The sequence below is a fragment of the Lonepinella sp. BR2474 genome, assembly GCF_051851555.1.
In the GTDB taxonomy this organism is placed as follows: Bacteria; Pseudomonadota; Gammaproteobacteria; order Enterobacterales; family Pasteurellaceae; genus Lonepinella.
On the sequence record NZ_JBPDVH010000006.1, the window covers coordinates 45,260 to 68,626 of the forward strand.

The following is a 23,367-nucleotide window of genomic DNA, read 5'->3' on the forward strand; positions in this document are numbered from 1 at the left end:
ATTTAAGTTGTACAAAGGTGATGGTGTCAGTTTTTTATTAGCTAAAAATTATTGGAGCTCTGGTCTAATGCAGAACCAAAGAATCCGTATCCGCTTAAAAGCATTTGATCATCGCTTGATCGATCAATCTACGGCGGAGATCGTAGAAACAGCTAAACGTACTGGTGCACAAGTTCGTGGTCCAATTCCTTTACCAACTCGTAAAGAACGTTTTACCGTATTGATTTCACCACACGTTAATAAAGACGCACGTGATCAATATGAAATCCGTACGCACAAACGTTTAGTTGATATTGTTGAGCCAACAGAAAAAACTGTTGATGCATTGATGCGTTTAGATCTGGCTGCCGGCGTTGACGTGCAGATCAGCCTAGGTTAATTTAAGAGGTTATTACAATGATTGGTTTAGTCGGTCGTAAAGTTGGTATGACGCGTGTCTTCACTGAAGACGGTGTGTCAATTCCAGTTACCGTTATCGAAATTGAATCCAACCGTGTGACTCAAGTGAAAACTCTTGAAAACGATGGCTATTCTGCTGTTCAAGTTACTACTGGCTCTAAAAAAGCAAGTCGTGTAACTAAGCCAGAAGCTGGTCATTTCGTGAAAGCAGGTGTTGAAGCTGGTCGCGGTTTATGGGAATTTCGTACTGAAGGTGAGGAATTCACTTTAGGTCAAGAAATTAATGTTGACATCTTTGCAGATGTTAAAAAAGTCGATGTTACTGGTACATCAAAAGGTAAAGGTTTCCAAGGTGGTGTTAAACGTTGGAATTTCCGTACTCAAGATGCTACACATGGTAACTCTTTATCACATCGTGTGTTGGGTTCTATTGGTCAAAACCAAACCCCAGGTCGTGTGTTTAAAGGTAAAAAAATGGCTGGACACTTAGGTGCTGAACGTGTAACCGTTCAATCACTTGAAGTTGTTCGTGTTGATGTTGAGCGTAAATTATTATTAGTCAAAGGTGCCGTTCCAGGTGCAACTGATAGTAATGTTATCGTGAAACCAGCGGTTAAAGCGTAAGTCAGGAGATAGAGATGGAATTACAAGTTGTCGGTGCTAACGCACTCAGCGTTTCTGAAACTACCTTCGGACGTGAGTTTAATGAAGCGTTAATTCATCAAGTAGTTGTTGCTTATGCAGCAGGTGCTCGTCAGGGTTCTCGTGCACAAAAAACTCGTGCTGAAGTGTCTGGTTCAGGTAAAAAACCTTGGCGTCAAAAAGGTACAGGTCGTGCACGTTCTGGTGATATTAAATCGCCAATCTGGCGTTCTGGTGGTATCACATTCGCTGCGAAACCACAAGATCACAGCCAAAAAGTGAACAAAAAAATGTACCGTGGTGCAATTAAAAGCATTCTTTCTGAATTAGTTCGTCAAGACCGTTTGGTTGTGGTGGAAAAATTCGAAATTGATGCACCAAAAACGAAGTCATTAGTTCAAAAATTAAAAGATTTAGCGTTAACAGACGCATTAATCATTACTGCAAGTTTAGATGAAAATCTATTCTTAGCAGCACGCAACTTATATAAAGTTGATGTGCGTGATGTTCAAGGTATCGACCCTGTGAGCTTAATTGCTTTCGATAAAGTGGTTGTGACTGTGGATGCAGTAAAACAAATTGAGGAGATGTTAGCATGATTCAACAAGAACGTTTGCTAAGTGTGCTTAAAGCACCGCTTATCTCTGAGAAAGCAACAAATAATGCTGAAGGCTCAAACACTATCGTTTTCAAAGTGGCATTAGATGCCAATAAAGTTGAAATTGCTAACGCAGTTGCTCAACTTTTCGAAGTGAAAGTAGATTCAGTGCGTACTGTGGTTGTTAAAGGTAAAACTAAACGCCGTGGTGCGAAAGTGGGTCGCCGTAGCGACTGGAAAAAAGCTTATGTTACACTTCAAGAAGGTCAATCTTTGGACTTCGTTGAAGGTGCGACAGAGTAATTAGGAGGAGAAACTAGAAATGGCTATCGTTAAATGTAAGCCGACCTCCGCTGGTCGTCGTCACGTTGTTAAAATCGTGAACCCTGAATTACATAAGGGTAAACCTTATGCACCTTTACTTGATACTAAATCAAGAACAGGTGGTCGTAATAATTTAGGACGTATTACTACTCGCCATATCGGTGGTGGTCATAAACAACATTATCGTTTAGTTGATTTTAAACGTAATAAGTTGGATATTCCAGCGGTTGTTGAGCGTCTTGAATATGATCCAAATCGTTCTGCCAATATTGCATTAGTGCTTTACAAAGACGGTGAACGCCGTTACATCTTAGCACCAAAAGGCTTATCAGTAGGCGATCAAATCCAAGCTGGCGTAAACTCACCAATTAAAGTGGGTAACTCATTACCAATGCGTAATATTCCAGTTGGTTCGACTGTACATAACGTTGAATTAAAACCAGGCAAAGGCGGTCAAATCGCTCGTTCTGCAGGGGCTTATGTACAAATCATCGCACGTGAAGGTAACTACGTGACATTGCGTTTACGTTCTGGCGAAATGCGTAAAGTATTAGCAGAATGTGTAGCGACCATCGGTGAAGTCGGTAACTCTGAACATATGTTGCGTGTACTTGGTAAAGCAGGTGCAAGCCGTTGGAGAGGTATCCGTCCTACCGTTCGTGGTACTGCAATGAACCCAGTAGATCACCCACATGGTGGTGGTGAAGGTCGTAACTTCGGTAAACACCCTGTTACTCCTTGGGGCGTTCAAACCAAAGGTAAGAAAACTCGTCACAACAAACGTACTGATAAATTTATCGTACGTCGTCGTGGCAAATAATTTTAATTAAATAAGAGGATAAGCCATGCCACGTTCTCTCAAGAAGGGTCCTTTCCTTGACCTACACTTGTTGAAGAAGGTAGAGAAGGCGGTGGAAAGCGGGGATAAAAAACCAATTAAAACTTGGTCCCGTCGTTCAATGATCATTCCATCAATGATTGGTTTGACCATCGCAGTCCATAATGGTCGTCAGCACGTTCCTGTTTATGTTTCCGATGAAATGATCGGACATAAATTAGGCGAATTTGCACCGACTCGTACATACCGCGGTCACGCTGCGGATAAAAAAGCTAAGAAGTAAGAGGTAAAAGATGGAAACTATAGCAAAACATCGTTACGCTCGCACTTCAGCTCAAAAAGCTCGCTTAGTTGCGGATTTAATCCGTGGTAAGAAAGTAGCAGCTGCACTTGAGATCTTAACTTACACTAACAAAAAAGCCGCGGCTTTAGTGAAAAAAGTTCTTGAGTCTGCGATTGCTAACGCCGAGCACAATGACGGTGCAGATATCGATGATCTCAAAGTCGCTAAGATTTTCGTTGACGAAGGTCCTAGTATGAAACGTGTTATGCCACGAGCCAAAGGCCGTGCAGATCGCATTTTAAAACGTACAAGCCACATCACTGTGGTTGTGTCAGATCGTTAATCGTAGAGGAATAGCAAATGGGTCAAAAAGTCCATCCACATGGTATTCGCCTAGGTATTGTTAAGCCTTGGAGCTCTACTTGGTTCGCGAATACACAAGACTTCGCCGATAATTTAGAAGGCGATTTCAACGTACGTAAATTCTTGAATAAAGAATTAGCGAGTGCTTCAGTGTCACGCATCACTATTGAGCGTCCTGCAAAAAGCATTCGTGTTACTATTCACACAGCTCGCCCAGGTATCGTTATCGGTAAAAAAGGCGAAGATGTTGAAAAATTACGCAACGCAGTAGCGAAAATCGCTGGTGTGCCTGCTCAAATCAACATTGCTGAAGTGAAAAAACCTGAATTAGATGCAAAATTAGTTGCAGACAGCATTGCTTCTCAATTAGAACGCCGTGTAATGTTCCGCCGTGCAATGAAACGTGCAGTACAAAACGCCATGCGTTTAGGTGCTAAAGGTATCAAAGTTGAAGTAAGCGGTCGTTTAGGTGGTGCAGAAATTGCACGCTCAGAATGGTATCGTGAAGGCCGTGTGCCATTACATACACTGCGTGCGGACATCGATTATAACACTGCAGAAGCACATACCACTTACGGCGTAATCGGCGTAAAAGTATGGATCTTCAAAGGTGAAATTTTAGGTGGAATGGCTGCAATTGCACAACAACCAGAACAACAACCTGCCCAGCCTAAAAAGGCACCACGTGGCAAAGGTCGTAAGTAAGGAGAACTGCTAAATGTTGCAACCAAAACGTACAAAATTCCGTAAAGTCCACAAAGGACGTAACCGTGGTTTAGCAGGTGGTACTGAAGTAAGTTTCGGTACATTCGGCTTAAAAGCGGTGGGTCGTGGTCGTTTAACAGCACGTCAAATCGAAGCAGCACGTCGTGCCATGACTCGTGCGGTTAAACGTCAAGGTAAAATCTGGATTCGTGTATTCCCAGACAAACCAATTACTGAAAAACCATTAGAAGTTCGTATGGGTAAAGGTAAAGGTAACGTGGAATACTGGGTAGCTCTTATCCAACCAGGTAAAGTACTTTATGAAATGGACGGAGTTTCCGAAGAAATCGCTCGTAATGCTTTCGCATTAGCAGCGGCGAAACTTCCAATTAAAACAACGTTCGTAATTAAGACGGTGATGTAATGAAAGCTCAAGAACTAAGAAACAAAAACGTTGAAGAGCTGAATGCTGAGTTAGTGAACCTTTTAGGTGAACAATTCAAATTGCGTATGCAAGCAGCCACCGGTCAGCTTCAACAAACCCATCAGTTAAAACAAGTGCGTCGTAGTATTGCACAAATTAAAACTGTGTTAACCGAAAAGGCGGGTGAGTAATGACTGATAAAATTCGTACAGTTCAAGGTCGTGTAATCAGCGATAAAATGGATAAATCTTTCACTATCGCCATTGAGCGTAAAGTGAAACACCCACTATTGGGTAAATTTATCCGCCGCACTACTAAATTACACGTTCACGATGAAAATAACGAAGCAAGAATTGGTGATGTAGTAGAGATCAAAGAATCTCGTCCTATCTCAAAAACCAAATCTTGGACATTGGTTCGTGTCGTTGAAAAAGCAGTGATTGCTTAATCTTCGATCATAAATAGAAAAAGCCTAGCACGATTGTGTTGGGCTTTTTTGTCTTAAGGCGTGATAAAAGAGATGAAAATGAAAGGTACTATCGGTCCTCACGAAGGCAAAGAATTTGAGTTAATGCGAAATGGTCAGAAAAATATCGCCCTTTTTTATAGTGATTATGAATTTCCTGAGAGTTTTATTCCTTATATTAAATCAGGTACATTTCGACTAAAAGAAGTTTTTATTTCATCTTCGCCTAAATGTGATTTAACCGCTCAAATTGTTTATAAGCCAGAAGCGGAGAAAGAGGCGGATTTATTAGCTGAATTGATTAAAATTCTAAAATTTATTCCCGAAAACGAAAAGAAGATCGGTTTACTGTTAGGCTATTCGGAAGAAGATGTTGATTTTTATGTATCAAGATCCTTAAGTAGAATGAAAAAATAGCTATTTTTTACCGCACTTATTTTTTAGGAACACGCTCTAGTATTGAGGGTGAAGTTGTTTAATCCGTTTAATGATAATTAGTTCAGAAATCCCAGCAATTGCTGGGATTTTCTGTTAGAAAATTTATGATTTTTTACCCACAATTCCCAAAGGAATTACTCGTGACTTTGCTCCCGTTGCTCCGCAACGTTGAAATTCCTTCGAAATTTTTCACCGCAGTTTTACAACCCTGGTGCTTTCCAAAGGGAAGTTACTACCCCATTATCCACCAATTTCAACTGTGCCGAGTAGGCATTCTCCCATTTAGCTTTATGAGCTTGATAAAGCTGGTGATTTTCAAGGTTGGGTTGATGCGTGCGTTCAAATTTCACCAGTTTTTTGCCTGCCTCGGAAAGGGAGGAATAAAGCCCCACTCCCACCCCTGCGGCAATGGCACAACCTAATGCGGTGGCTTCTTTGACTACAGGGATTTTCACGGTTAAGCCCGTCACATCGGCTAAAATTTGACTCCATAACCGCCCTTTTGAGCCACCGCCTGCGAAGACGATTTCGCTTAAATTTACCCCTGAAAATTGTTTGACTTGATCGAGATTGCAAGAAGACACAATGGCGGCGTTTTCTTCTAATGCCCGAAACAAGGTGGCTTTGTTGCATTTTTGCGCGTCAATGGACAAATTAATAAAAGAGGGGGCGGCGTGATACCAAGATTTAAAGTGCATGGCATCGGAGAAAATCGGGATCACATCATTTGCTCCCACGGGAACGTTTTCTGCCATTTGTTCAAGTAAGGTATAAGTATCAATGCCAAGACGTTTTGCCAAGATTTTTTCTTCTTCACAAAAGGCATCACGAAACCATCGCATGGTTAAGCCTGTGTAAAAACTAATGGATTCCGCTTGCACCATGGGTGAAATCACATGCGGATTGATTCGCACATTCATTTGTGGATCGGTGACAGGCTCTGGAAGATTCACCACTTGTTGCCAGAATGTGCCGCCAATAATCGCTGCTTGTGAGGCTTCAGTAATGCCTAAACCAATACAACCCAGTTGCACATCGCCACCGCCCACAATCACAGGCGTACCCGCTTTTAATCCCGTTTGTTGAGCAATGTCGGCTTGCACATAGCCCAACAGTTCGCCCGTTTCTTTCACCGGCGTGAGAATATCGGAATGTAATCCTGCCATCTCTAATAATTCAGGTTGCCATTGGCGACTGTGTAAATTGAGCATGCCCGTGGTGCCAGCGTTGGACGGTTCAACGGCTAATTCGCCACTTAACATAAACCCGAGCCAGTCGCTAATCATCGAAATGGCTTTGGTTTGGCGATAAATATCACTGCGATGATGAGCCAGCCAAAGTAGCCGTGGAATGGCACTTAGTGCCAAAGTTTGCCCTGACACCGCATAAACTTGCTGTTCAAATTGATGATCATTTAAGGTTTTGAGTTCATTCACTTCTTCGCTGGCTCTGGCATCCACATTGCCACAAGCCCAAATGGGGTTTTTCGCCTGATCATACAGCACAATCCCTTCTCGCATGGAACAAGTGGAAATGGCGGCAATCTGTTCCGCTAGGATTTGCGATTGTGCAAGTGCACCACGGATACAATCGCAGGTCAATTGCCAGTTATGCTGGAGATCAAATTCCATTGAACCTGGAATATTCGGGTCGGATAAATGCGTCCATTCTTGTTGTGAGCTGACAATTTGATTGCCGTTGAGATCAAAAATCACCGCACGCACGCTGCCCGTTCCTGCATCGAGAGCCATTAAATAAGCCGTTGAATTTTCCATATTGTTCTCCTTGTGAGAGAAAATTACGCCCTAAACCAACTGTGCCAACATCAGACGAGCGGTTCTTTCCTCTGTGACTAATGAATTAATGTATTTTCCTTGTAACGCACTTAAAATCGCTTCCACTTTATTCTCGCCCCCAGCAATGCCAATTACATGGGGGATTTTGGTTAAATCCGACAACGGAAGACTAATGAGTTCATCGTGTAAAGGCATATTTGGCAACAATGTGCCGTCTTTTTGCATAAAATAACCCAAAATATCGCCCACCGCCCCTTGCTGGCGGATTTCTTGTTGTTTTTGTTCACTAATATAACCCGTGCGTAACAGCGTGGCTTGTCCTTTTTGCAAGGTTGCCCCAATGCCCACAATGGCGACATCTGCCCCTGTAGCCGCCAGCATAATATCTTTAATACAGGATTCTCGTTTAAACAGTTTCGCCGCTTCAACCGATGACGCTCGCAACGGAGCGGGAATCATGCTCACGGAACAAGATCCGTCTAACTGCCCGATGCCTTTCATATAAGGCCCAACACCGCCTGATAAAGTGATTAATTTAATGTTATTGTTGGTGATAAACTCATTGCTGAATTTAATGGTTTGCATAATGGTTTCACCAAAACCAATGGCGAGTAATTGTTGCGGTTTCAACAGGGAAGCCAATAACTGTGCAGCCCCATTGCCAAGGCGTTCATTGACATCGTGGCTTTCCAAGGCTGGCAACACCCGAATATGCTTTAATTGAAAATGATGTTGCAGGGCTTCTTCTAATTCAAAACAACCCGTAAAGGCGGAGTGAATTTCCACTTTAATAATGCCCATTTGTCGTCCTTTTTCCAATAAGCGAGAGACTTTTAAACGGGGAATATTCAAGCGTTCGCCAATGTCATTTTGGGTTAAGTTGTCGTGGTAATAAAACCAAGCAATGCGAGCTAACAGCTCTTCTTCACTCATGGCTTGAGCTTGAATTTCTAAATCGATATCGTTCATTCTGCTTTCCTTTTATAATATGGCTATATTATTCATCTGTTTTTCAAAATAATCAAATGTTCATTTAAGATTTTCTTAAAATTGTGATCTCGATCACAAATTTGAGAAAAATCGGCAGTAAATTTTCAAAATTGTGAACTAGATCACACTTTTTTATTTATGAATCCTATACAATGCAAATCAAATGATATTTTATAAATACATTTGATCACTCTTTCCAAGGAGCGTTATGATGACAGAACAATATGATCAATCCAACTGTTTACTGGCGGTACATCAAGTCAGCAAGTCTTTCTCAGGCGTCAGCGTGTTAAAGGGCATTGATTTTTCTTTATACGCTGGTGAAGTCCACGCCTTATTAGGTGGAAATGGAGCAGGTAAATCGACATTGATGAAAATCATTGCAGGTATAGAAAATCCTGATACAGGTAGGATAGAAATCAAGGGGCAACCTTATAGCAAATTATCCCCGACCAGAGCTCATCAGTTAGGGATTTATCTGGTGCCACAAGAACCCTTGCTTTTTCCGAGTTTAACGGTCAAGGAGAACATTCTATTTGGCTTGGCGAAAACGCAAAATTTAAATGAAAAATTGACCGCACTTTTACAGGAATTGAACTCGCATTTAAACCTTGAAATGCAAGCAGGTCTGCTGGATGTCGCCGATCAGCAACTGATTGAAATTATGCGTGGGCTAATGCGTGATGCCCAGATTTTGATTTTAGATGAACCGACCGCTTCCCTTACGCCAGCAGAAACGGAAAACCTGTTTCATAAAATTCATTCGCTGTTAGAAAAAGGCGTGGGCATTGTGTTTATTTCCCATAAATTGCCCGAAGTGTGGCAAATCGCCCATCGAGTGAGTGTGATGCGAGATGGTTATATTGCCTTAACGGGGCAAACCCAAGCCTTAAATAAAGATGAAGTGATCACAGCGATTACGCCAAAGGCTAAAGAAACAGTGATGTCGGAGTCGCAAAAACTATGGCTGGAATTACCAGGTCATCATCGTATTAAAGATAGCACCAAACCGATTTTACAAGTGAAAAATCTCAAGGGCGAAGGTTTTAAGAATATTTCTTTTGAGTTGTACCCTGGGGAGATTTTAGGGCTGGCTGGTGTGGTGGGAGCTGGTCGCACGGAACTTGCTGAAACCCTATATGGCTTACGCCAAGAAAAGTGCGGTGAAATTCTCTTTAATTCTGAAGAAATGAACAACACCACCATTCAACAACGGCTACAAGCAGGCATTGTGTATTTGCCCGAAGACAGACAAGCCTCGGGGTTGTATTTGGATTCGCCATTGACGTGGAACAGTTGTGCATTCACTTATCATCAAGGTGATTTTTGGATTAATGCCGCCAAAGAAAGTGCCATTTTGGAACGTTATCATCGAGCCATTGGGATTAAATTTAGTGATGAAAATCAACCAGCTCGCACGCTGTCTGGCGGTAATCAACAAAAAGTGTTAATTGCCAAATGTTTGGATGCGGATCCTGCCTTGTTAATTGTGGACGAACCCACAAGGGGCGTGGATGTGGGGGCGAGAGCGGATATTTATCAATTGATTCGTGGCATCGCCAAACAAAATGTGGCGATTCTGTTTATTTCCTCGGATTTGGAAGAAATTGAGAAGATGTCGGATCGGGTGTTGGTGATGCACGATGGGGAATTGAGTCAGCCTTTAATGGGGGCGGATATTAATCAGAAAAACATTATGCACAAAGCGTTCAACGGTGATGAATAAAGGAGTGAATGATGTGGAAATTTATTCAAAATAATCGTGAATTAACCATTTTATCCGCTATTGCCTTGCTGTTTTTGGTACTGGCATTTGGCGATGGGCAATTTCATTGGCAAACGCTCACGATGATTTTTAGTTCGGCACAAATTGTGATTTTACTGGCGATGGGGGCAACCTTTGTCATTTTAACTCGCAATATTGATGTGTCGGTGGGATCAACAATGGGCTTATGTGCCGTGGTGGTGGGGACGTTGCTTAACGCAGGTTTTGCGTTGTCTACAGCGGTGCTGCTTACCGTGATGTTAGGCTTTTTCGCTGGCTTATTTAATGGCGTGCTGGTGTCGTTATTACGAATCCCAGCCATTGTCGCCACCTTAGGCACATTGGGCTTATACAAAGGCATTATGTTGCTCATCACAGGCGGTAAATGGATTGAGGGCTTACCACAATCCCTGAAAACTTTATCTGAACCGATTTTTGCTGGGATCTCACCGATTGGTTGGCTGATTATGGCATTCATTGGCTTGACTTACCTATTATTAGCCAAATCAGCCTTTGGTCGCCATTTTTATGCGGTGGGCGATAACTTACAAGGGGCATTGCAACTGGGAGTGAAAATTAATCAAGTGCGATTATTGGCTTTTGCCCTTAACGGCACAATGGCCGCACTCGCAGGGATTGTATTTGCCTCCCAAATTGGCTTTGTACCTAATTCCACTGGGGCAGGATTAGAAATGAAAGCCATTGCCGCTTGTGTTCTTGGGGGGATTAGCTTACTTGGCGGCTCAGGTAATGTGATCGGGGCAGTACTCGGGGCGTATTTCTTGATTCAAGTTGACAGTATTTTAGTGTTGCTCAAAGTGCCAGCCTATTGGAATAACTTTGTAGCTGGCTTGGTGTTGTTGCTGGTATTGATTTTCGATGGACGCTTGCGAGTGATGATTGCGAAAAATATCACGCAACAGCGTTATGCCCGTTTTCTAAAAGATGATGAAAAAGCCTAGGGGGAAAAGATGATTTTCAAAAAATATGGTTGGGAAAGTGCCTTATTGATTTTGCTGGTCGTAGAAATTTTGGGATTTGGTCTTGTCAATCCACGAATGTTGGAACTCAATGTATTACTTTATAGTACCAGTGATTTTATCTATATCGGTATGCTCGCTTTGCCACTCACTTTGATTATTGTGAGCGGTGGAATGGATATTTCCTTTGGTTCCACCGTGGGACTTTGTGCCATTGTATTAGGCTTGCTTTTTAAAGCAGGGATGCCGTTGCCGTTGGCAATCACGCTGACCTTTGTGGTGGGAGGACTTTGTGGCTTGCTCAATGCGTTGTTAGTGATTTATACCAAAGTCAATCCCTTAGTCATTACCTTAGGCACGATGTATTTATATGGCGGCGGTGCGTTATTACTGTCAGGATTTGCAGGGGCAACAGGTTATGAAGGCATTGGCGGATTTCCTGATAGCCTATTGGATTTTGCTAATCAAACGTTGTTCTCCATTCCAACCCCGATGATTTATTTTGCCCTAATGACCTTGGTATTTTGGTTATTAATGCACAAAACCACCACAGGTCGCAGTATTTTCTTTATTGGACAAAGTGAACGCACTTCACGTTATAGTGCCGTGCCAATCAACAGAACTCTATTTATTATCTATGCGTTAATCGGTTTCGTAGCCGCCTTTGTTGCCGTCTTACTGGTGTCTTATTTTGGCTCCGCTCGTTCTGATCTCGGCAGTTCTTTGTTAATGCCTGTGTTGACTGCCGTGGTATTAGGTGGAGCGAATATTTATGGTGGTGCAGGTTCGATTATTGGTACGGCAATCGCCGCCTTGCTCATTGGATATTTGCAACAGGGGTTACAAATGGTGGGGATTGCTAATGAAATTTCCAGTGCGTTATCAGGTGCATTGCTGATCATTGTGTTAATCGGTAAATCGCTCAGTCAATATTCTGGACAGATTCGCCATTGGTTAAAACAGCAATGGTTAAAAAATTAAAATCAACATACTGGCTGTTTGGTGTGTTTCCTTCAAAAACTCAACTAAGGAGTATTATTATGAAAAATGTAATTAAAACAACCGCACTTGCGGTGGCATTGGGCTTATCTTCCATCAGTGCAGCACAAGCGACAGATCGTATCGCCTTTATTCCTAAACTGGTGGGCGTAGGCTACTTTACCAGCGGTGGACAAGGTGCGGTAGAAATGGGGAAAACCTTAGGTGTTGACGTAACCTATGACGGTCCAACTGAACCGAGTGTTTCCAATCAAGTACAATTAATTAATAACTTCGTCAATCAAGGTTATAACGCCATTGTCGTCGCGGCGGTTTCGCCAGATGGCTTATGCTCTACCTTACAACGTGCAATGAAACGGGGCGTGAAAATCTTGACGTGGGATTCTGATACCAAACCTGAATGTCGTAGCCATTACATCGATCAAGGCACACCAGATCAGCTTGGAGCAATGCTAGTGGATATGGCAGCGAATCAAATCAGCAAACCGAAAGCCAAAGTCGCCTTTTTCTATTCTAGTCCAACCGTGACCGACCAAAATCAATGGGTCAATGTGGCAAAACAGAAAATTGCTAAAGATCATCCTGAATGGGAAATTGTGACTACCCAATTTGGTTATAACGATGCGATTAAATCGTTGCAAACCGCCGAAGGTATTTTGAAAGCCTATCCCGATTTAGATGCAATTATCGCCCCTGATGCCAATGCGTTACCAGCCGCCGCACAAGCCGCCGAAAATTTGAAAGTGAACGGTGTGACCATTGTCGGCTTTAGCACACCGAATGTGATGCGACCTTATGTCAAACGTGGCACCGTGAAACAATTCGGTTTATGGGATGTAACGCAACAAGGCAAAATTTCGGTTGCCGTAGCAAGCGAATTATTGAAAGGGAAAACCTTAAATGTTGGGGATAAATTGGATGTTCAAGGCGTAGGAGCGGTAGAAGTTTCACCGAATAAAGTGCAAGGCTACGACTATGAAGCCAAAGGCAATGGCATCGTGTTGTTACCTGAACGTGTGGTATTCACCGCCGATAATATTGATCAATATAATTTCTAATAGGAGTACAATATGGCAGATTTAGATGATATTCGAGATGGCAAAGATTTTGGCATTGGCAAGCCACAACAAAATCACGCTTTTTATTTAAAAGGCAGTGGGGCGTTAGATTGGGGAATGCAATCCCGTCTTGCCAATATCTTTAATCCCAAAACAGGCAAAACCATTATGCTTGCCTTTGATCACGGCTATTTCCAAGGGCCAACCACAGGGCTTGAGCGAATTGATTTACATATTGCACCGCTTTTTGAATATACCGATGTGTTAATGTGTACCCGTGGGATTTTGCGTTCAGTCGTGCCACCTGCTACCAATAAACCGGTGGTATTGCGAGCATCAGGGGCAAATTCTATTTTGACCGAATTGTCCAACGAAGCGGTGGCGGTCAGCATAGAAGATGCCTTGCGTCTCAATGTGAATGCCGTGGCGGCTCAAGTTTATATCGGCTCGGAACACGAACATCAATCCATTAAAAATATCATTCAATTAGTGGATCAGGGTATGCGTTATGGTATGCCCGTGATGGCAGTGACAGGCGTGGGCAAGGATATGCAACGGGATCAACGCTATTTTTCCTTAGCCACTCGCATTGCCGCCGAAATGGGTGCTAGCATTATCAAAACCTATTATGTAGAACAGGGTTTTGAGCGAATTACCGCAGGTTGCTCTGTGCCGATTGTGATTGCTGGCGGTAAAAAATTGCCTGAGCAAGATGCCTTGGAAATGTGCTATCAAGCCATTGACCAAGGGGCATCGGGTGTGGATATGGGACGCAATATCTTCCAATCCGAAGCTCCGATTGCTATGTTAAAAGCCGTACACGCCGTGGTTCATCAAGGCGAGAACGCTCAACAGGCGTACCAACTTTATTTAGATGAAAAAAATCGTTAAAAATTTACCGCACTTTTTGGCGGAAAATCAACAAAAAGTGCGGTGTTCTTCAAGAGAATTTTAAGGAGAATATTATGTTTGCCATGCTCGTTGAAATTAATATTAAAGCAGGAAAAGAGCAGGAATTCTTGCAAGTTTTCCAACGTAACCACTTAGGCACTCGTCAAGAACCCAGGCAATTTACGTTTTGATGTGCTACAAGATCCCGACATTAGCACGAGATTTTATGCCTATGAAGTCTACAAAGACGAAGCTGCATTGGATGCCCACCGCCAAACGGCACATTATCATCGTTGTGTGGCGGAACTTGAGCCGTTAATGACGCAACCTCGCCAAAAGAAACTGTTTAAGTGGATTTATCCAGAGATCATCAGCGATGAATAGACAACAACGTATTCAAGCGTTAAAACAACAGAAAGTGAGCGTGGGAATTTTGTCATCGGATTGGATGAAATTCCCCGAAACCTTAGCCACTTTAGTAGGTCATCATATTTGTTTATTGCATTTTGATATTGCTGATGGTAATTGGTCACCACTTTTTACCGTTGGTACAATGGCATTAAAACCCTTTGGTGAGCCATTTCTAAAAGATGTGCATTTGATGGTGAAAGATCCCAGTACATTGGTACAAGAATGTGTTGCTCTTGGAGCAGATATTATTACGTTACAACTGGAAAGCAAGCTGTCATTGCTAGAAACGGCTCAATGGATTCATTCACAAACGGAATCCGTTGTGGGCATTAGCCTTTGCCCTGATACGCCATTGGAGCAACTCTCTGACTATCTGCAATGGGTCGATTTGGTTCAACTGTTAACGCTTGATCCAAGAACAGGCGTTAAAATGAATCCATCGCAACTGTTTGAGCGTATCCAGCAATTGCATCTATTACTTGATAAACATCATCAATCTAAGCTCATTGCGATTGATGGCTCAATGACGTTGGAGCTGGCGACACAATTGCAAGATTATGATATTGATTGGGTGGTGTCGGGGAGTGCATTTTTTAAGTCCAATGATCTTGATATGACGTTAAAGCAATGGGGGTTAAAATAGAAAAATTAAAGTCAAAATCTCTTATTTTTTAACCGCACTTTTTATTACTTAAAACAAAGTGCGGTTTATTTCTACAAAGTTTCTGATAGCGAATATTTCCTTGAAAATCCAGTTGATTTTATCTTGTCTTTTTGATAAACTCACCGACCTACTTATCCTAAGGTAAGTAGGTTCGTCCCGCAAGGGTGTTTTTTAACTTAAACGGAGCACTAATATGATCCAGACACAGACTATGCTAGACGTTGCTGATAACTCAGGCGCTCGTAGCGTAATGTGTATCAAGGTTCTAGGTGGATCGCACCGTCGTTATGCTGCTATTGGTGATATCATCAAAATTACTGTGAAAGAAGCAATTCCTCGTGGTAAAGTGAAAAAAGGTGATGTGTTAAAAGCAGTTGTCGTGCGCACTAGAAAGGGTGTTCGTCGCCCAGACGGATCAGTCATTCGTTTCGATGGTAACGCTTGTGTCATTTTAAATAATAACACGGAGCAACCTATCGGTACCCGTATTTTTGGACCTGTGACGCGTGAACTTCGCTCTGAGAAGTTTATGAAGATCATTTCTTTAGCACCAGAAGTACTATAAGGGAGAGATAAGAAATGGCTGCAAAAATTCGTCAAAATGATGAAGTAATCGTTCTTGCCGGTAAAGATAAAGGCAAACGTGGAAAGGTAACTCAAGTGTTACCAAACGGTAAAGTTCTTGTTGAAGGTATTAAAATCATTACTAAACATGAAAAACCTGTACCTGCTTTAGGCAAAGAGGGTGGTTTAGTGAAGAAAGAAGCGCCAATTGATGCGTCAAATGTAGCGATCTTCAATCCAACAACTAACAAAGCTGACCGTGTAGGTTTTAGAATTGAAGATGGCAAAAAAGTCCGTTTCTTCAAATCTAATAATGAAATTATTTAACAAACTGGAGTAATGCGATGGCGAAACTGCATGATTATTACAGAGATCAAGTAGTGAATGAATTGAAAAATAAATTCAACTACGCATCTGTCATGCAAGTCCCACGAATCGAAAAGATTACCCTGAATATGGGTGTGGGTGAAGCATTGACCGATAAAAAATTGCTAGATAACGCAGTAGCGGATTTAGCAGCGATTAGCGGTCAGAAACCTTTAGTAACAAAAGCACGCAAATCTGTTGCTGGCTTTAAAATCCGTCAGGGATATCCAATCGGTTGTAAAGTAACACTACGTGGTGAACGTATGTGGGAGTTCTTTGAACGTTTAATTACAATTGCTGTTCCACGTATTCGTGACTTCCGCGGTTTAAGTGCGAAATCATTTGATGGTCGTGGTAATTACAGTATGGGTGTGCGTGAGCAAATCATCTTCCCTGAAATCGACTATGATAAAGTTGATCGTGTTCGTGGTTTAGATATTACTATTACCACAACAGCGAAGAATGATGAAGAAGGCCAAGCACTACTTGCTGCCTTTAATTTCCCATTCCGTAAATAAGGCAGGTTATCAATGGCTAAACAATCAATGAAAGCACGCGATGTAAAACGCGTTAAATTGGCTGAGAAGTTCTACGCTCAACGTGTAGAGTTGAAAAAAATCATTTCTGACGTAAATTCTTCTGATGAAGATCGTTGGAGTGCGGTGTTAAAGTTACAAACTTTACCGCGTGATTCAAGCCCAAGTCGCCAACGTAACCGTTGTCGCCAAACTGGTCGTCCTCACGGCGTATTAAGTAAGTTTGGTTTGAGCCGTATTAAGGTCCGTGAAGCAGCCATGCGTGGTGAGATCCCAGGTCTTAAGAAAGCAAGTTGGTAATATCCACTTTATTTTGGAATCGGAGTAAAAGCAAATGAGTATGCAAGATCCAATCGCAGATATGTTGACCCGCATTCGTAACGGTCAAGCTGCGAACAAAGTTGCGATCAGTATGCCTTCATCCAAGCTAAAAGTGGCAATTGCCAATGTATTAGCGGAAGAAGGTTACATTGAAAGCGTAAACGTTTTAGAAGGTGTAAAACCTGAATTGGAAATTACGTTAAAATATTTCCAAGGTAAACCAGTTGTAGAAAGTATTCAACGTGTAAGCCGTCCTGGTCTTCGTATTTACAAACGTAAAGACGAGTTACCAAAAGTAATGGGTGGTTTAGGTGTTGCTGTGGTTTCTACATCTAAAGGTGTGATGACTGATCGTGCGGCTCGTCAAGCGGGCTTAGGCGGCGAAATCATCTGTTATGTAGCTTAATGGAGAGGTAGGAAAAATGTCTCGTGTTGCAAAAGCACCTGTAACTGTTCCTGCCGGTGTTGAGGTAAAACTTAACGGCCAGCTATTAACAGTGAAAGGTAAGAATGGCGAGTTAACTCGTACCATTCATAACTCAGTTGAAGTTAAACAAGATAATGGTGCATTAACTTTCGCACCACGTGATGGTAGTGTGGGTGCGAATGCACAAGCAGGTACTGCACGTGCGTTAGTCAATGCAATGGTTATTGGTGTTACCGAAGGTTTCACAAGAAAATTACAACTCGTCGGTGTGGGTTATAGAGCACAAGTAAAAGGCAACGTTGTTGGCTTGAGCTTAGGTTTTTCACATCCTGTCGAGCACACTTTACCAGCAGGTATTACTGCAGAATGTCCATCTCAAACCGAAATCGTGTTGAAAGGTGCTGACAAACAATTAATCGGTCAAGTGGCAGCAGATATTCGTGCATACCGTAAACCTGAACCTTATAAAGGTAAAGGGGTTCGTTATTCAGACGAAGTTGTACGTACTAAAGAAGCTAAGAAAAAATAATTAAGGTAACACTATGGATAAGAAATCAGCTCGTGTCCGTCGTGCAGCTCGTGCTCGTTATATGATGAAAGAGCAAGGTGTCACTCGTTTAGTGGTTCACCGTACTCCACGTCATATCTATGCACAAGTAATTGCACCGAATGGTTCAGAAGTGCTTGCCGCTGCTTCAACAGTAGAAAAAGCAATTAGTGAGCAAGTAAAATATACCGGTAACAAAGATGCCGCTGCAGTAGTGGGTAAAGCTGTTGCTGAACGTGCATTAGCGAAAGGCGTGAAAGAAGTGGCTTTCGACCGTTCCGGTTTTAAGTATCATGGTCGTGTCCAATCTTTAGCGGACGCTGCTCGTGAAGCTGGTCTACAGTTCTAATAGAGGAAATTGAGATGTCAAACATCGAAAAACAAGCTGGTGAACTGCAAGAGAAGCTAATCGCGGTAAACCGTGTATCAAAAACCGTAAAAGGTGGTCGTATTATGAGCTTTACTGCGTTAACCGTAGTAGGTGATGGTAACGGTCGTATCGGTTTTGGTTATGGTAAAGCACGCGAAGTTCCAGCAGCGATCCAAAAAGCAATGGAAAAAGCACGTCGTAACATGATCAACGTCGCTTTAAATGAAGGTACATTACAACATCCTGTTAAAGGTGTTCATACGGGTTCTCGTGTATTTATGCAACCAGCTAGCGAAGGTACAGGTATCATCGCGGGCGGTGCAATGCGTGCCGTATTAGAAGTGGCAGGTGTACGTAACGTTTTATCTAAAGCATACGGTTCAACTAACCCAATTAACGTTGTTCGAGCAACAATTGATGCTCTTGCAAATATGAAATCACCAGAAATGGTTGCCGCTAAACGTGGTAAAACCGTTGATGAAATCTTGGGGTAATGAATTATGGCTAAAACTATTAAAGTAACTCAAACTCGTAGCTCAATTGCTCGTTTACCGAAGCATAAAGCCACATTGAAAGGTTTAGGTCTTCGCCATATTCGTCATACCGTTGAGTTGGAAGATACTCCATCTGTACGTGGTATGATTAACCAAGTTTCATATATGGTTAAAGTGGAGGAGTAAGAGAATGCGTTTAAATACTCTATCTCCGGCTGAAGGTGCTAAGCACAGTGCTAAGCGTTTAGGTCGTGGTATTGGTTCAGGTCTAGGCAAGACGGGTGGACGTGGTCATAAAGGTCAAAAATCTCGTACTGGCGGCGGTGTTCGTCGTGGTTTCGAGGGTGGTCAAATGCCTTTATATCGTCGTTTACCGAAATTTGGTTTTACATCAATGAAAGCAGCGGTCACCGCTGAAATTCGTTTGAATGATTTAACTAAAGTCGAAGACAATGTTGTCACGTTAGATTCACTTAAAGCAGCGAACTTAATCACCAAAGATATTCAATTTGTTAAAATCATTTTAGCAGGTGAAGTGAAAGGTGCCGTCACAGTTCGTGGTTTACGTGTAACTAAAGGTGCTAAAGCAGCGATTGAAGCTGCTGGTGGATCAATCGAGGAATAATTAACAGATGGCTAAGCAACCAGGTTATCAAAGTAGAAGTACTCAAAGCGGTAAAGGTGAACTTAAAAGTAGATTGCTTTTTGTATTAGGTGCACTAATCGTTTTCCGTATTGGTTCTTTCATTCCGGTTCCTGGTATTGATGCAGCCGTATTAGCTCAGTTAATTGAACAACAAAAAGGCACCATCATTGAGATGTTTAACATGTTCTCTGGTGGTGCATTAAGCCGTGCGTCAATTTTTGCGTTAGGTATTATGCCGTATATTTCGGCCTCTATTATCATTCAATTATTGACCACGGTTTATCCTGCATTAAACGAATTAAAGAAAGAAGGTGAATCTGGTCGCCGTAAAATGAGTAAGTACACACGTTATGCAACGTTAGGACTTGCCACATTACAAGCGATTGGGATTTCAACCGGTTTACCAAGTATGTTACCAGGCCTTGTTCCTAACTTAGGTTTTGGTTTCTATTTCACCGCAGTCATTAGCCTTGTCACAGGAACCATGTTCTTAATGTGGTTAGGTGAACAAATTACAGAACGTGGAATTGGTAATGGTATTTCATTAATTATCTTTGCAGGTATCGTTGCGGGTCTTCCAGCAGCGATTGGTCAAACCATTGAGCAGGCTCGTCAAGGGCAGATGCATCCGTTAGTTCTTTTATTGATTGCCGTCATTGTATTTGCAGTCACTTATTTCGTTGTGTTCGTTGAACGAGGACAACGTCGAGTGAAAGTAGAATATGCTAAACGTCAGCAAGGTCGTCAAATATTAGGTGGGGGTTCATCCCATTTACCGTTAAAAGTCAATATGGCCGGTGTTATTCCAGCTATCTTTGCCTCCAGTATTATTTTGTTCCCAGCAACAATTACATCTTGGTTTGGTGAGGGTTCTAGCTTGGAATGGTTAACGAATTTATCGTTAATGTTACAACCAGGTCAGCCGATTTATTTGATCGTCTATGCGGCAGCAATTATGTTCTTTAGCTTTTTCTATGCTGCAATGCAATTTAATCCTCGTGATACAGCCGATAATTTGAAAAAATCTGGAGCATTCATCCCAGGAATTAGACCAGGTGAACAGACATCTCGTTATATAGATAAAATTATGACTCGTCTCACATTAGTGGGTGGTCTTTATATTGTCTTCGTATGTTTAGTTCCTTACATTATGATGTCAGCTTGGAACGTCCAATTCTATTTTGGTGGGACATCCTTGTTAATCGTTGTAGTGGTAATTATGGATTTCATCGTGCAGATTCAAAGTCATTTAATGTCAACCAAATATGAATCTGCGTTGAAAAAGGCAAACCTTAAAGGTTTTGGACAATAAGTTGTCCATTTTATAAAGAAAGGATAAGCAATGAAAGTTCGTGCTTCCGTAAAGAGAATTTGTCGTAACTGTAAAATTGTGAAACGTGAAGGTGTAGTACGTGTATTATGTACTGACCCTAAACATAAACAACGTCAAGGTTAATTGATAAATTTTTCTTGCAAAGAACCAGTTGAGCAGTTATACTGCTCAGCTCATTTATGTCCTTGGTATATTGTTTGAGTATCCTGAAACGGGCTTTTCAAGATCAATATACCAATTAGTTAAAAAAATAGGAGTGCATAGTGGCCCGTATTGCAGGCATTAACATTCCTGATCATAAACATACTGTAATCGCTTTAACAGCAATTTATGGTATCGGTAAAACCCGCGCACAAGCTATTTGTGCTGCAACAGGTATTGCTGAAAGCGTTAAGATCAGAGAATTGTCTGAAGAGCAGATTGATAAACTGCGTGACGAAGTTGGTAAATTTACCGTTGAAGGTGACTTACGCCGTGAAGTAACACTTAACATCAAACGTCTATTAGACTTAGGTTGTTATCGTGGTTTACGCCACCGTCGTAGTTTACCGGTACGTGGTCAACGTACTAAAACTAATGCGCGTACCCGTAAGGGTCCACGTAAGCCGATCAAAAAATAAGTCGGGGTAAAGATTAATGGCTAAAACACCAGTTCGTGCACGTAAACGTGTAAAAAAACAAGTTGTAGATGGCGTAGCTCACATTCACGCATCTTTCAATAACACAATCGTAACTATTACTGACCGTCAAGGTAACGCTCTTGCATGGGCAACCGCAGGTGGTTCAGGTTTCCGTGGTTCTCGTAAATCAACTCCGTTTGCTGCGCAAGTCGCTGCTGAACGTTGTGCTGAAGTCGTCAAAGAATTTGGCTTAAAGAACTTGGAAGTTATGGTTAAAGGTCCGGGTCCAGGTCGTGAATCAACAATCCGTGCATTAAATGCAGCAGGATTTAAAATCACGAACATTACAGATGTGACTCCGATTCCTCATAACGGTTGTCGTCCACCGAAAAAACGTCGTGTTTAATCTGACGTTAGGATAATTGGAGAAAGAAAATGGCAAGATATTTGGGTCCAAAACTCAAGCTAAGCCGTCGTGAAGGCACTGATTTATTTCTTAAATCAGGCGTGCGTGCTATCGATTCTAAATGTAAAATTGATACAGCACCTGGTCAACACGGTGCTCGCAAACCACGTTTATCTGACTATGGTAGTCAGTTACGTGAAAAACAAAAAGTTCGCCGTATCTACGGTATTTTAGAACGTCAATTCCGTAATTACTATAAAGAAGCGAACCGCTTAAAAGGTAATACAGGTGAAAACCTCTTAGTATTATTAGAAGGTCGCTTGGATAACGTTGTTTATCGTATGGGATTTGCTGCCACTCGTGCAGAAGCTCGCCAATTAGTGAGCCACAAAGCGATTGTAGTAAATGGTCGTGTTGTAAACATTCCATCTTTCCAAGTTTCCGTTGATGATGTGATTGCTGTGCGTGAGAAATCTAAAAAGCAAGCTCGTATCAAAGCATCATTGGAATTGGCAGAACAAAAAGAAAAACCAACATGGTTAGAAGTTGATTCTGCAAAAATGGAAGGTGTGTTCAAACGTGTTCCTGAACGTTCTGATTTATCAGCAGACATTAACGAACATCTGATCGTTGAGCTTTACTCTAAATAATAGTTAAGCTTACAAGCAAAGAGAGGATAAAATGCAGGGTTCTGTTACAGAATTTTTAAAGCCACACTTAGTGGATATTGAGCAAATTAGCTCAACACACGCTAAAGTGATCTTAGAACCGTTAGAGCGTGGTTTCGGCCATACTCTAGGTAATGCATTGCGTCGTATTCTTTTATCTTCAATGCCAGGTTGTGCTGTCACTGAAGTAGAAATTGAAGGCGTATTGCATGAGTACAGTAGTAAAGAAGGGGTTCAGGAAGATATTCTTGAAGTACTTCTAAACTTAAAAGGCCTAGCGGTTACAGTTCAGAATAAAGATGATGTATTTCTGACACTAAACAAATCTGGAATTGGCCCTGTTGTTGCAGCTGACATCACCCACGATGGTGATGTAGAAATCGTAAATCCTGAACATGTAATTTGTCATTTAACTGATGAAAATGCGTCTGTTAATATGCGTATTCGTGTACAACGTGGTCGAGGCTATGTGCCTGCTTCCGCTCGTGTACATGCTCAGGATGAAGAACGTCCAATTGGTCGTCTGTTAGTAGATGCTTGTTATAGCCCTGTTGACCGTATTGCTTACAATGTAGAAGCCGCACGTGTTGAACAGCGTACTGACTTAGATAAATTAGTTATCGAGTTAGAAACCAACGGTACTATTGATCCAGAAGAAGCAATTCGTCGTGCTGCAACAATTTTAGCGGAACAGCTTGATGCATTCGTTGATTTGCGAGATGTTCGTCAGCCAGAAGTCAAGGAAGAGAAACCGGAATTTGATCCGATTTTACTCCGTCCTGTTGATGACTTAGAGTTGACAGTTCGTTCTGCTAACTGTTTGAAAGCAGAAACAATTCATTATATCGGTGACTTAGTCCAACGTACTGAAGTTGAGTTATTAAAAACACCTAATCTTGGTAAGAAATCACTTACCGAAATTAAGGATGTCCTCGCTTCACGTGGTCTTTCACTTGGTATGCGCCTTGAAAATTGGCCACCAGCAAGTATTGCTGAAGATTAATGGTCAGTTAGGTTAAGATTTTTCTGAGAAGG

36 protein-coding genes and 1 pseudogene are annotated in these 23,367 nt (G+C 41.9%); 35 read left to right on the top strand and 2 right to left on the bottom strand.

The annotated features are described in order from the left end of the window. Nucleotides 1–67 precede the first annotated feature (67 nt). From rpsJ to ACTG7Q_RS08120, 12 genes are all read left to right on the top strand, one after another. Nucleotides 68–379 (top strand): 30S ribosomal protein S10, encoded by a 312-nt coding sequence (gene rpsJ / locus ACTG7Q_RS08065; RefSeq protein WP_001181005.1) that lies wholly within the window; start codon nt 68–70, stop codon nt 377–379. Between the two features lie 17 nt (nt 380–396). Next, entirely contained in the window at nt 397–1,023 is a 627-nt protein-coding gene (rplC, locus tag ACTG7Q_RS08070) for a 50S ribosomal protein L3 (protein ID WP_386687933.1), read from the top strand. Between the two features lie 14 nt (nt 1,024–1,037). Beyond that, complete coding sequence (gene rplD / locus ACTG7Q_RS08075) at nt 1,038–1,640, top strand: 50S ribosomal protein L4 (RefSeq protein ID WP_386691562.1); 603 nt, start codon at nt 1,038–1,040, stop codon at nt 1,638–1,640. After that, entirely contained in the window at nt 1,637–1,942 is a 306-nt protein-coding gene (gene rplW / locus ACTG7Q_RS08080; protein ID WP_439242696.1) for a 50S ribosomal protein L23, read from the top strand. Before rplD ends, rplW begins: the two co-directional genes overlap by 4 nt. Nucleotides 1,943–1,961: 19 nt before the next feature. Next, nucleotides 1,962–2,783, top strand: coding sequence for a 50S ribosomal protein L2 (gene rplB, locus ACTG7Q_RS08085; RefSeq protein WP_439242698.1), 822 nt, complete (start codon nt 1,962–1,964; stop codon nt 2,781–2,783). A gap of 25 nt (nt 2,784–2,808) precedes the next feature. Further along, nucleotides 2,809–3,084: a 30S ribosomal protein S19 gene (rpsS, locus tag ACTG7Q_RS08090; RefSeq protein WP_005539416.1), complete on the top strand. Its 276-nt coding sequence runs from the start codon at nt 2,809–2,811 to the stop codon at nt 3,082–3,084. 10 nt (nt 3,085–3,094) lie between these two features. Then, nucleotides 3,095–3,427, top strand: a complete 333-nt coding sequence (rplV, locus tag ACTG7Q_RS08095) for a 50S ribosomal protein L22 (RefSeq protein ID WP_012072223.1) — start codon at nt 3,095–3,097, stop codon at nt 3,425–3,427. 17 nt (nt 3,428–3,444) lie between these two features. Then, complete coding sequence (gene rpsC, locus ACTG7Q_RS08100; protein WP_132299970.1) at nt 3,445–4,152, top strand: 30S ribosomal protein S3; 708 nt, start codon at nt 3,445–3,447, stop codon at nt 4,150–4,152. A 13-nt stretch (nt 4,153–4,165) separates the two neighbouring features. After that, the gene (gene rplP / locus ACTG7Q_RS08105) at nt 4,166–4,576 is read left to right on the top strand and encodes a 50S ribosomal protein L16 (protein ID WP_386695011.1); all 411 of its coding nucleotides are present in this window, start codon (nt 4,166–4,168) and stop codon (nt 4,574–4,576) included. Further along, nucleotides 4,576–4,767 (top strand): 50S ribosomal protein L29, encoded by a 192-nt coding sequence (gene rpmC / locus ACTG7Q_RS08110; RefSeq protein WP_078239930.1) that lies wholly within the window; start codon nt 4,576–4,578, stop codon nt 4,765–4,767. The genes rplP and rpmC overlap by 1 nt, the downstream gene beginning before the upstream one ends. Beyond that, the gene (rpsQ, locus tag ACTG7Q_RS08115) at nt 4,767–5,024 is read left to right on the top strand and encodes a 30S ribosomal protein S17 (protein ID WP_439242701.1); all 258 of its coding nucleotides are present in this window, start codon (nt 4,767–4,769) and stop codon (nt 5,022–5,024) included. The genes rpmC and rpsQ overlap by 1 nt, the downstream gene beginning before the upstream one ends. Nucleotides 5,025–5,102: 78 nt before the next feature. Then, entirely contained in the window at nt 5,103–5,459 is a 357-nt protein-coding gene (locus ACTG7Q_RS08120) for a hemocin immunity protein (RefSeq protein WP_439242703.1), read from the top strand. 221 nt (nt 5,460–5,680) lie between these two features. On the opposite strand, the gene lsrK is transcribed toward ACTG7Q_RS08120, so the two are convergent. Next, the gene (gene lsrK, locus ACTG7Q_RS08125; RefSeq protein ID WP_439242705.1) at nt 5,681–7,255 is read right to left on the bottom strand and encodes an autoinducer-2 kinase; all 1,575 of its coding nucleotides are present in this window, start codon (nt 7,253–7,255) and stop codon (nt 5,681–5,683) included. A gap of 30 nt (nt 7,256–7,285) precedes the next feature. Next, nucleotides 7,286–8,245, bottom strand: coding sequence for a transcriptional regulator LsrR (gene lsrR / locus ACTG7Q_RS08130; RefSeq protein ID WP_439242707.1), 960 nt, complete (start codon nt 8,243–8,245; stop codon nt 7,286–7,288). Nucleotides 8,246–8,477: 232 nt separating this feature from the next. Between lsrR and lsrA the strand changes: the two genes are divergently transcribed. From lsrA to ACTG7Q_RS08245, 23 genes and pseudogenes are all read left to right on the top strand, one after another. Then, the gene (gene lsrA / locus ACTG7Q_RS08135; RefSeq protein ID WP_439242863.1) at nt 8,478–9,992 is read left to right on the top strand and encodes an autoinducer 2 ABC transporter ATP-binding protein LsrA; all 1,515 of its coding nucleotides are present in this window, start codon (nt 8,478–8,480) and stop codon (nt 9,990–9,992) included. Between the two features lie 11 nt (nt 9,993–10,003). Beyond that, on the top strand, nt 10,004–10,993 hold the full coding sequence (gene lsrC / locus ACTG7Q_RS08140) for an autoinducer 2 ABC transporter permease LsrC (RefSeq protein ID WP_439242709.1): 990 nt from the start codon (nt 10,004–10,006) through the stop codon (nt 10,991–10,993). 9 nt (nt 10,994–11,002) lie between these two features. Continuing rightward, entirely contained in the window at nt 11,003–11,992 is a 990-nt protein-coding gene (lsrD, locus tag ACTG7Q_RS08145; RefSeq protein ID WP_439242711.1) for an autoinducer 2 ABC transporter permease LsrD, read from the top strand. Nucleotides 11,993–12,051: 59 nt separating this feature from the next. Then, nucleotides 12,052–13,068, top strand: a complete 1,017-nt coding sequence (lsrB, locus tag ACTG7Q_RS08150) for an autoinducer 2 ABC transporter substrate-binding protein LsrB (protein WP_439242713.1) — start codon at nt 12,052–12,054, stop codon at nt 13,066–13,068. A gap of 12 nt (nt 13,069–13,080) precedes the next feature. After that, nucleotides 13,081–13,959, top strand: a complete 879-nt coding sequence (gene lsrF / locus ACTG7Q_RS08155) for a 3-hydroxy-5-phosphonooxypentane-2,4-dione thiolase (RefSeq protein WP_439242715.1) — start codon at nt 13,081–13,083, stop codon at nt 13,957–13,959. Between the two features lie 74 nt (nt 13,960–14,033). Further along, a pseudogene (lsrG, locus tag ACTG7Q_RS08160) lies at nt 14,034–14,343 on the top strand ((4S)-4-hydroxy-5-phosphonooxypentane-2,3-dione isomerase). After that, complete coding sequence (locus ACTG7Q_RS08165) at nt 14,336–15,013, top strand: ribulose phosphate epimerase (protein WP_439242717.1); 678 nt, start codon at nt 14,336–14,338, stop codon at nt 15,011–15,013. The pseudogene lsrG and the gene ACTG7Q_RS08165 overlap by 8 nt, the downstream one beginning before the upstream one ends. Before the next feature lie 214 nt (nt 15,014–15,227). Beyond that, a complete protein-coding gene (gene rplN / locus ACTG7Q_RS08170) occupies nt 15,228–15,599 on the top strand; it encodes a 50S ribosomal protein L14 (RefSeq protein ID WP_132302868.1) in 372 nt (123 codons plus the stop codon). Nucleotides 15,600–15,613: 14 nt separating this feature from the next. Beyond that, nucleotides 15,614–15,925 carry a 50S ribosomal protein L24 gene (rplX, locus tag ACTG7Q_RS08175; protein ID WP_439242719.1) on the top strand — a complete coding sequence of 104 codons (312 nt, stop codon included), beginning with the start codon at nt 15,614–15,616 and terminating at the stop codon, nt 15,923–15,925. Nucleotides 15,926–15,942: 17 nt separating this feature from the next. Beyond that, the gene (gene rplE / locus ACTG7Q_RS08180; protein WP_132302870.1) at nt 15,943–16,482 is read left to right on the top strand and encodes a 50S ribosomal protein L5; all 540 of its coding nucleotides are present in this window, start codon (nt 15,943–15,945) and stop codon (nt 16,480–16,482) included. 12 nt (nt 16,483–16,494) lie between these two features. Beyond that, on the top strand, nt 16,495–16,800 hold the full coding sequence (rpsN, locus tag ACTG7Q_RS08185) for a 30S ribosomal protein S14 (RefSeq protein WP_132302871.1): 306 nt from the start codon (nt 16,495–16,497) through the stop codon (nt 16,798–16,800). A gap of 34 nt (nt 16,801–16,834) precedes the next feature. Next, the gene (gene rpsH, locus ACTG7Q_RS08190) at nt 16,835–17,227 is read left to right on the top strand and encodes a 30S ribosomal protein S8 (RefSeq protein ID WP_439242721.1); all 393 of its coding nucleotides are present in this window, start codon (nt 16,835–16,837) and stop codon (nt 17,225–17,227) included. 16 nt (nt 17,228–17,243) lie between these two features. Beyond that, on the top strand, nt 17,244–17,777 hold the full coding sequence (rplF, locus tag ACTG7Q_RS08195) for a 50S ribosomal protein L6 (RefSeq protein WP_439242723.1): 534 nt from the start codon (nt 17,244–17,246) through the stop codon (nt 17,775–17,777). Nucleotides 17,778–17,790: 13 nt separating this feature from the next. Next, nucleotides 17,791–18,144 (top strand): 50S ribosomal protein L18, encoded by a 354-nt coding sequence (rplR, locus tag ACTG7Q_RS08200; protein WP_439242725.1) that lies wholly within the window; start codon nt 17,791–17,793, stop codon nt 18,142–18,144. Between the two features lie 14 nt (nt 18,145–18,158). Beyond that, nucleotides 18,159–18,659: a 30S ribosomal protein S5 gene (rpsE, locus tag ACTG7Q_RS08205; RefSeq protein WP_132302875.1), complete on the top strand. Its 501-nt coding sequence runs from the start codon at nt 18,159–18,161 to the stop codon at nt 18,657–18,659. Between the two features lie 6 nt (nt 18,660–18,665). Then, nucleotides 18,666–18,845: a 50S ribosomal protein L30 gene (rpmD, locus tag ACTG7Q_RS08210; protein ID WP_132302876.1), complete on the top strand. Its 180-nt coding sequence runs from the start codon at nt 18,666–18,668 to the stop codon at nt 18,843–18,845. 4 nt (nt 18,846–18,849) lie between these two features. Then, on the top strand, nt 18,850–19,284 hold the full coding sequence (rplO, locus tag ACTG7Q_RS08215) for a 50S ribosomal protein L15 (protein WP_439242727.1): 435 nt from the start codon (nt 18,850–18,852) through the stop codon (nt 19,282–19,284). A gap of 7 nt (nt 19,285–19,291) precedes the next feature. Beyond that, nucleotides 19,292–20,617 (top strand): preprotein translocase subunit SecY, encoded by a 1,326-nt coding sequence (gene secY / locus ACTG7Q_RS08220; RefSeq protein WP_439242729.1) that lies wholly within the window; start codon nt 19,292–19,294, stop codon nt 20,615–20,617. A gap of 30 nt (nt 20,618–20,647) precedes the next feature. After that, the gene (rpmJ, locus tag ACTG7Q_RS08225; protein WP_012072236.1) at nt 20,648–20,761 is read left to right on the top strand and encodes a 50S ribosomal protein L36; all 114 of its coding nucleotides are present in this window, start codon (nt 20,648–20,650) and stop codon (nt 20,759–20,761) included. 140 nt (nt 20,762–20,901) lie between these two features. Then, a complete protein-coding gene (gene rpsM, locus ACTG7Q_RS08230; protein ID WP_386687887.1) occupies nt 20,902–21,258 on the top strand; it encodes a 30S ribosomal protein S13 in 357 nt (118 codons plus the stop codon). A gap of 16 nt (nt 21,259–21,274) precedes the next feature. Continuing rightward, on the top strand, nt 21,275–21,664 hold the full coding sequence (gene rpsK / locus ACTG7Q_RS08235; protein ID WP_132302881.1) for a 30S ribosomal protein S11: 390 nt from the start codon (nt 21,275–21,277) through the stop codon (nt 21,662–21,664). 29 nt (nt 21,665–21,693) lie between these two features. After that, entirely contained in the window at nt 21,694–22,314 is a 621-nt protein-coding gene (gene rpsD / locus ACTG7Q_RS08240) for a 30S ribosomal protein S4 (protein ID WP_386687884.1), read from the top strand. A gap of 31 nt (nt 22,315–22,345) precedes the next feature. Continuing rightward, nucleotides 22,346–23,335 carry a DNA-directed RNA polymerase subunit alpha gene (locus ACTG7Q_RS08245; RefSeq protein WP_439242732.1) on the top strand — a complete coding sequence of 330 codons (990 nt, stop codon included), beginning with the start codon at nt 22,346–22,348 and terminating at the stop codon, nt 23,333–23,335. Nucleotides 23,336–23,367: the final 32 nt, after the last annotated feature.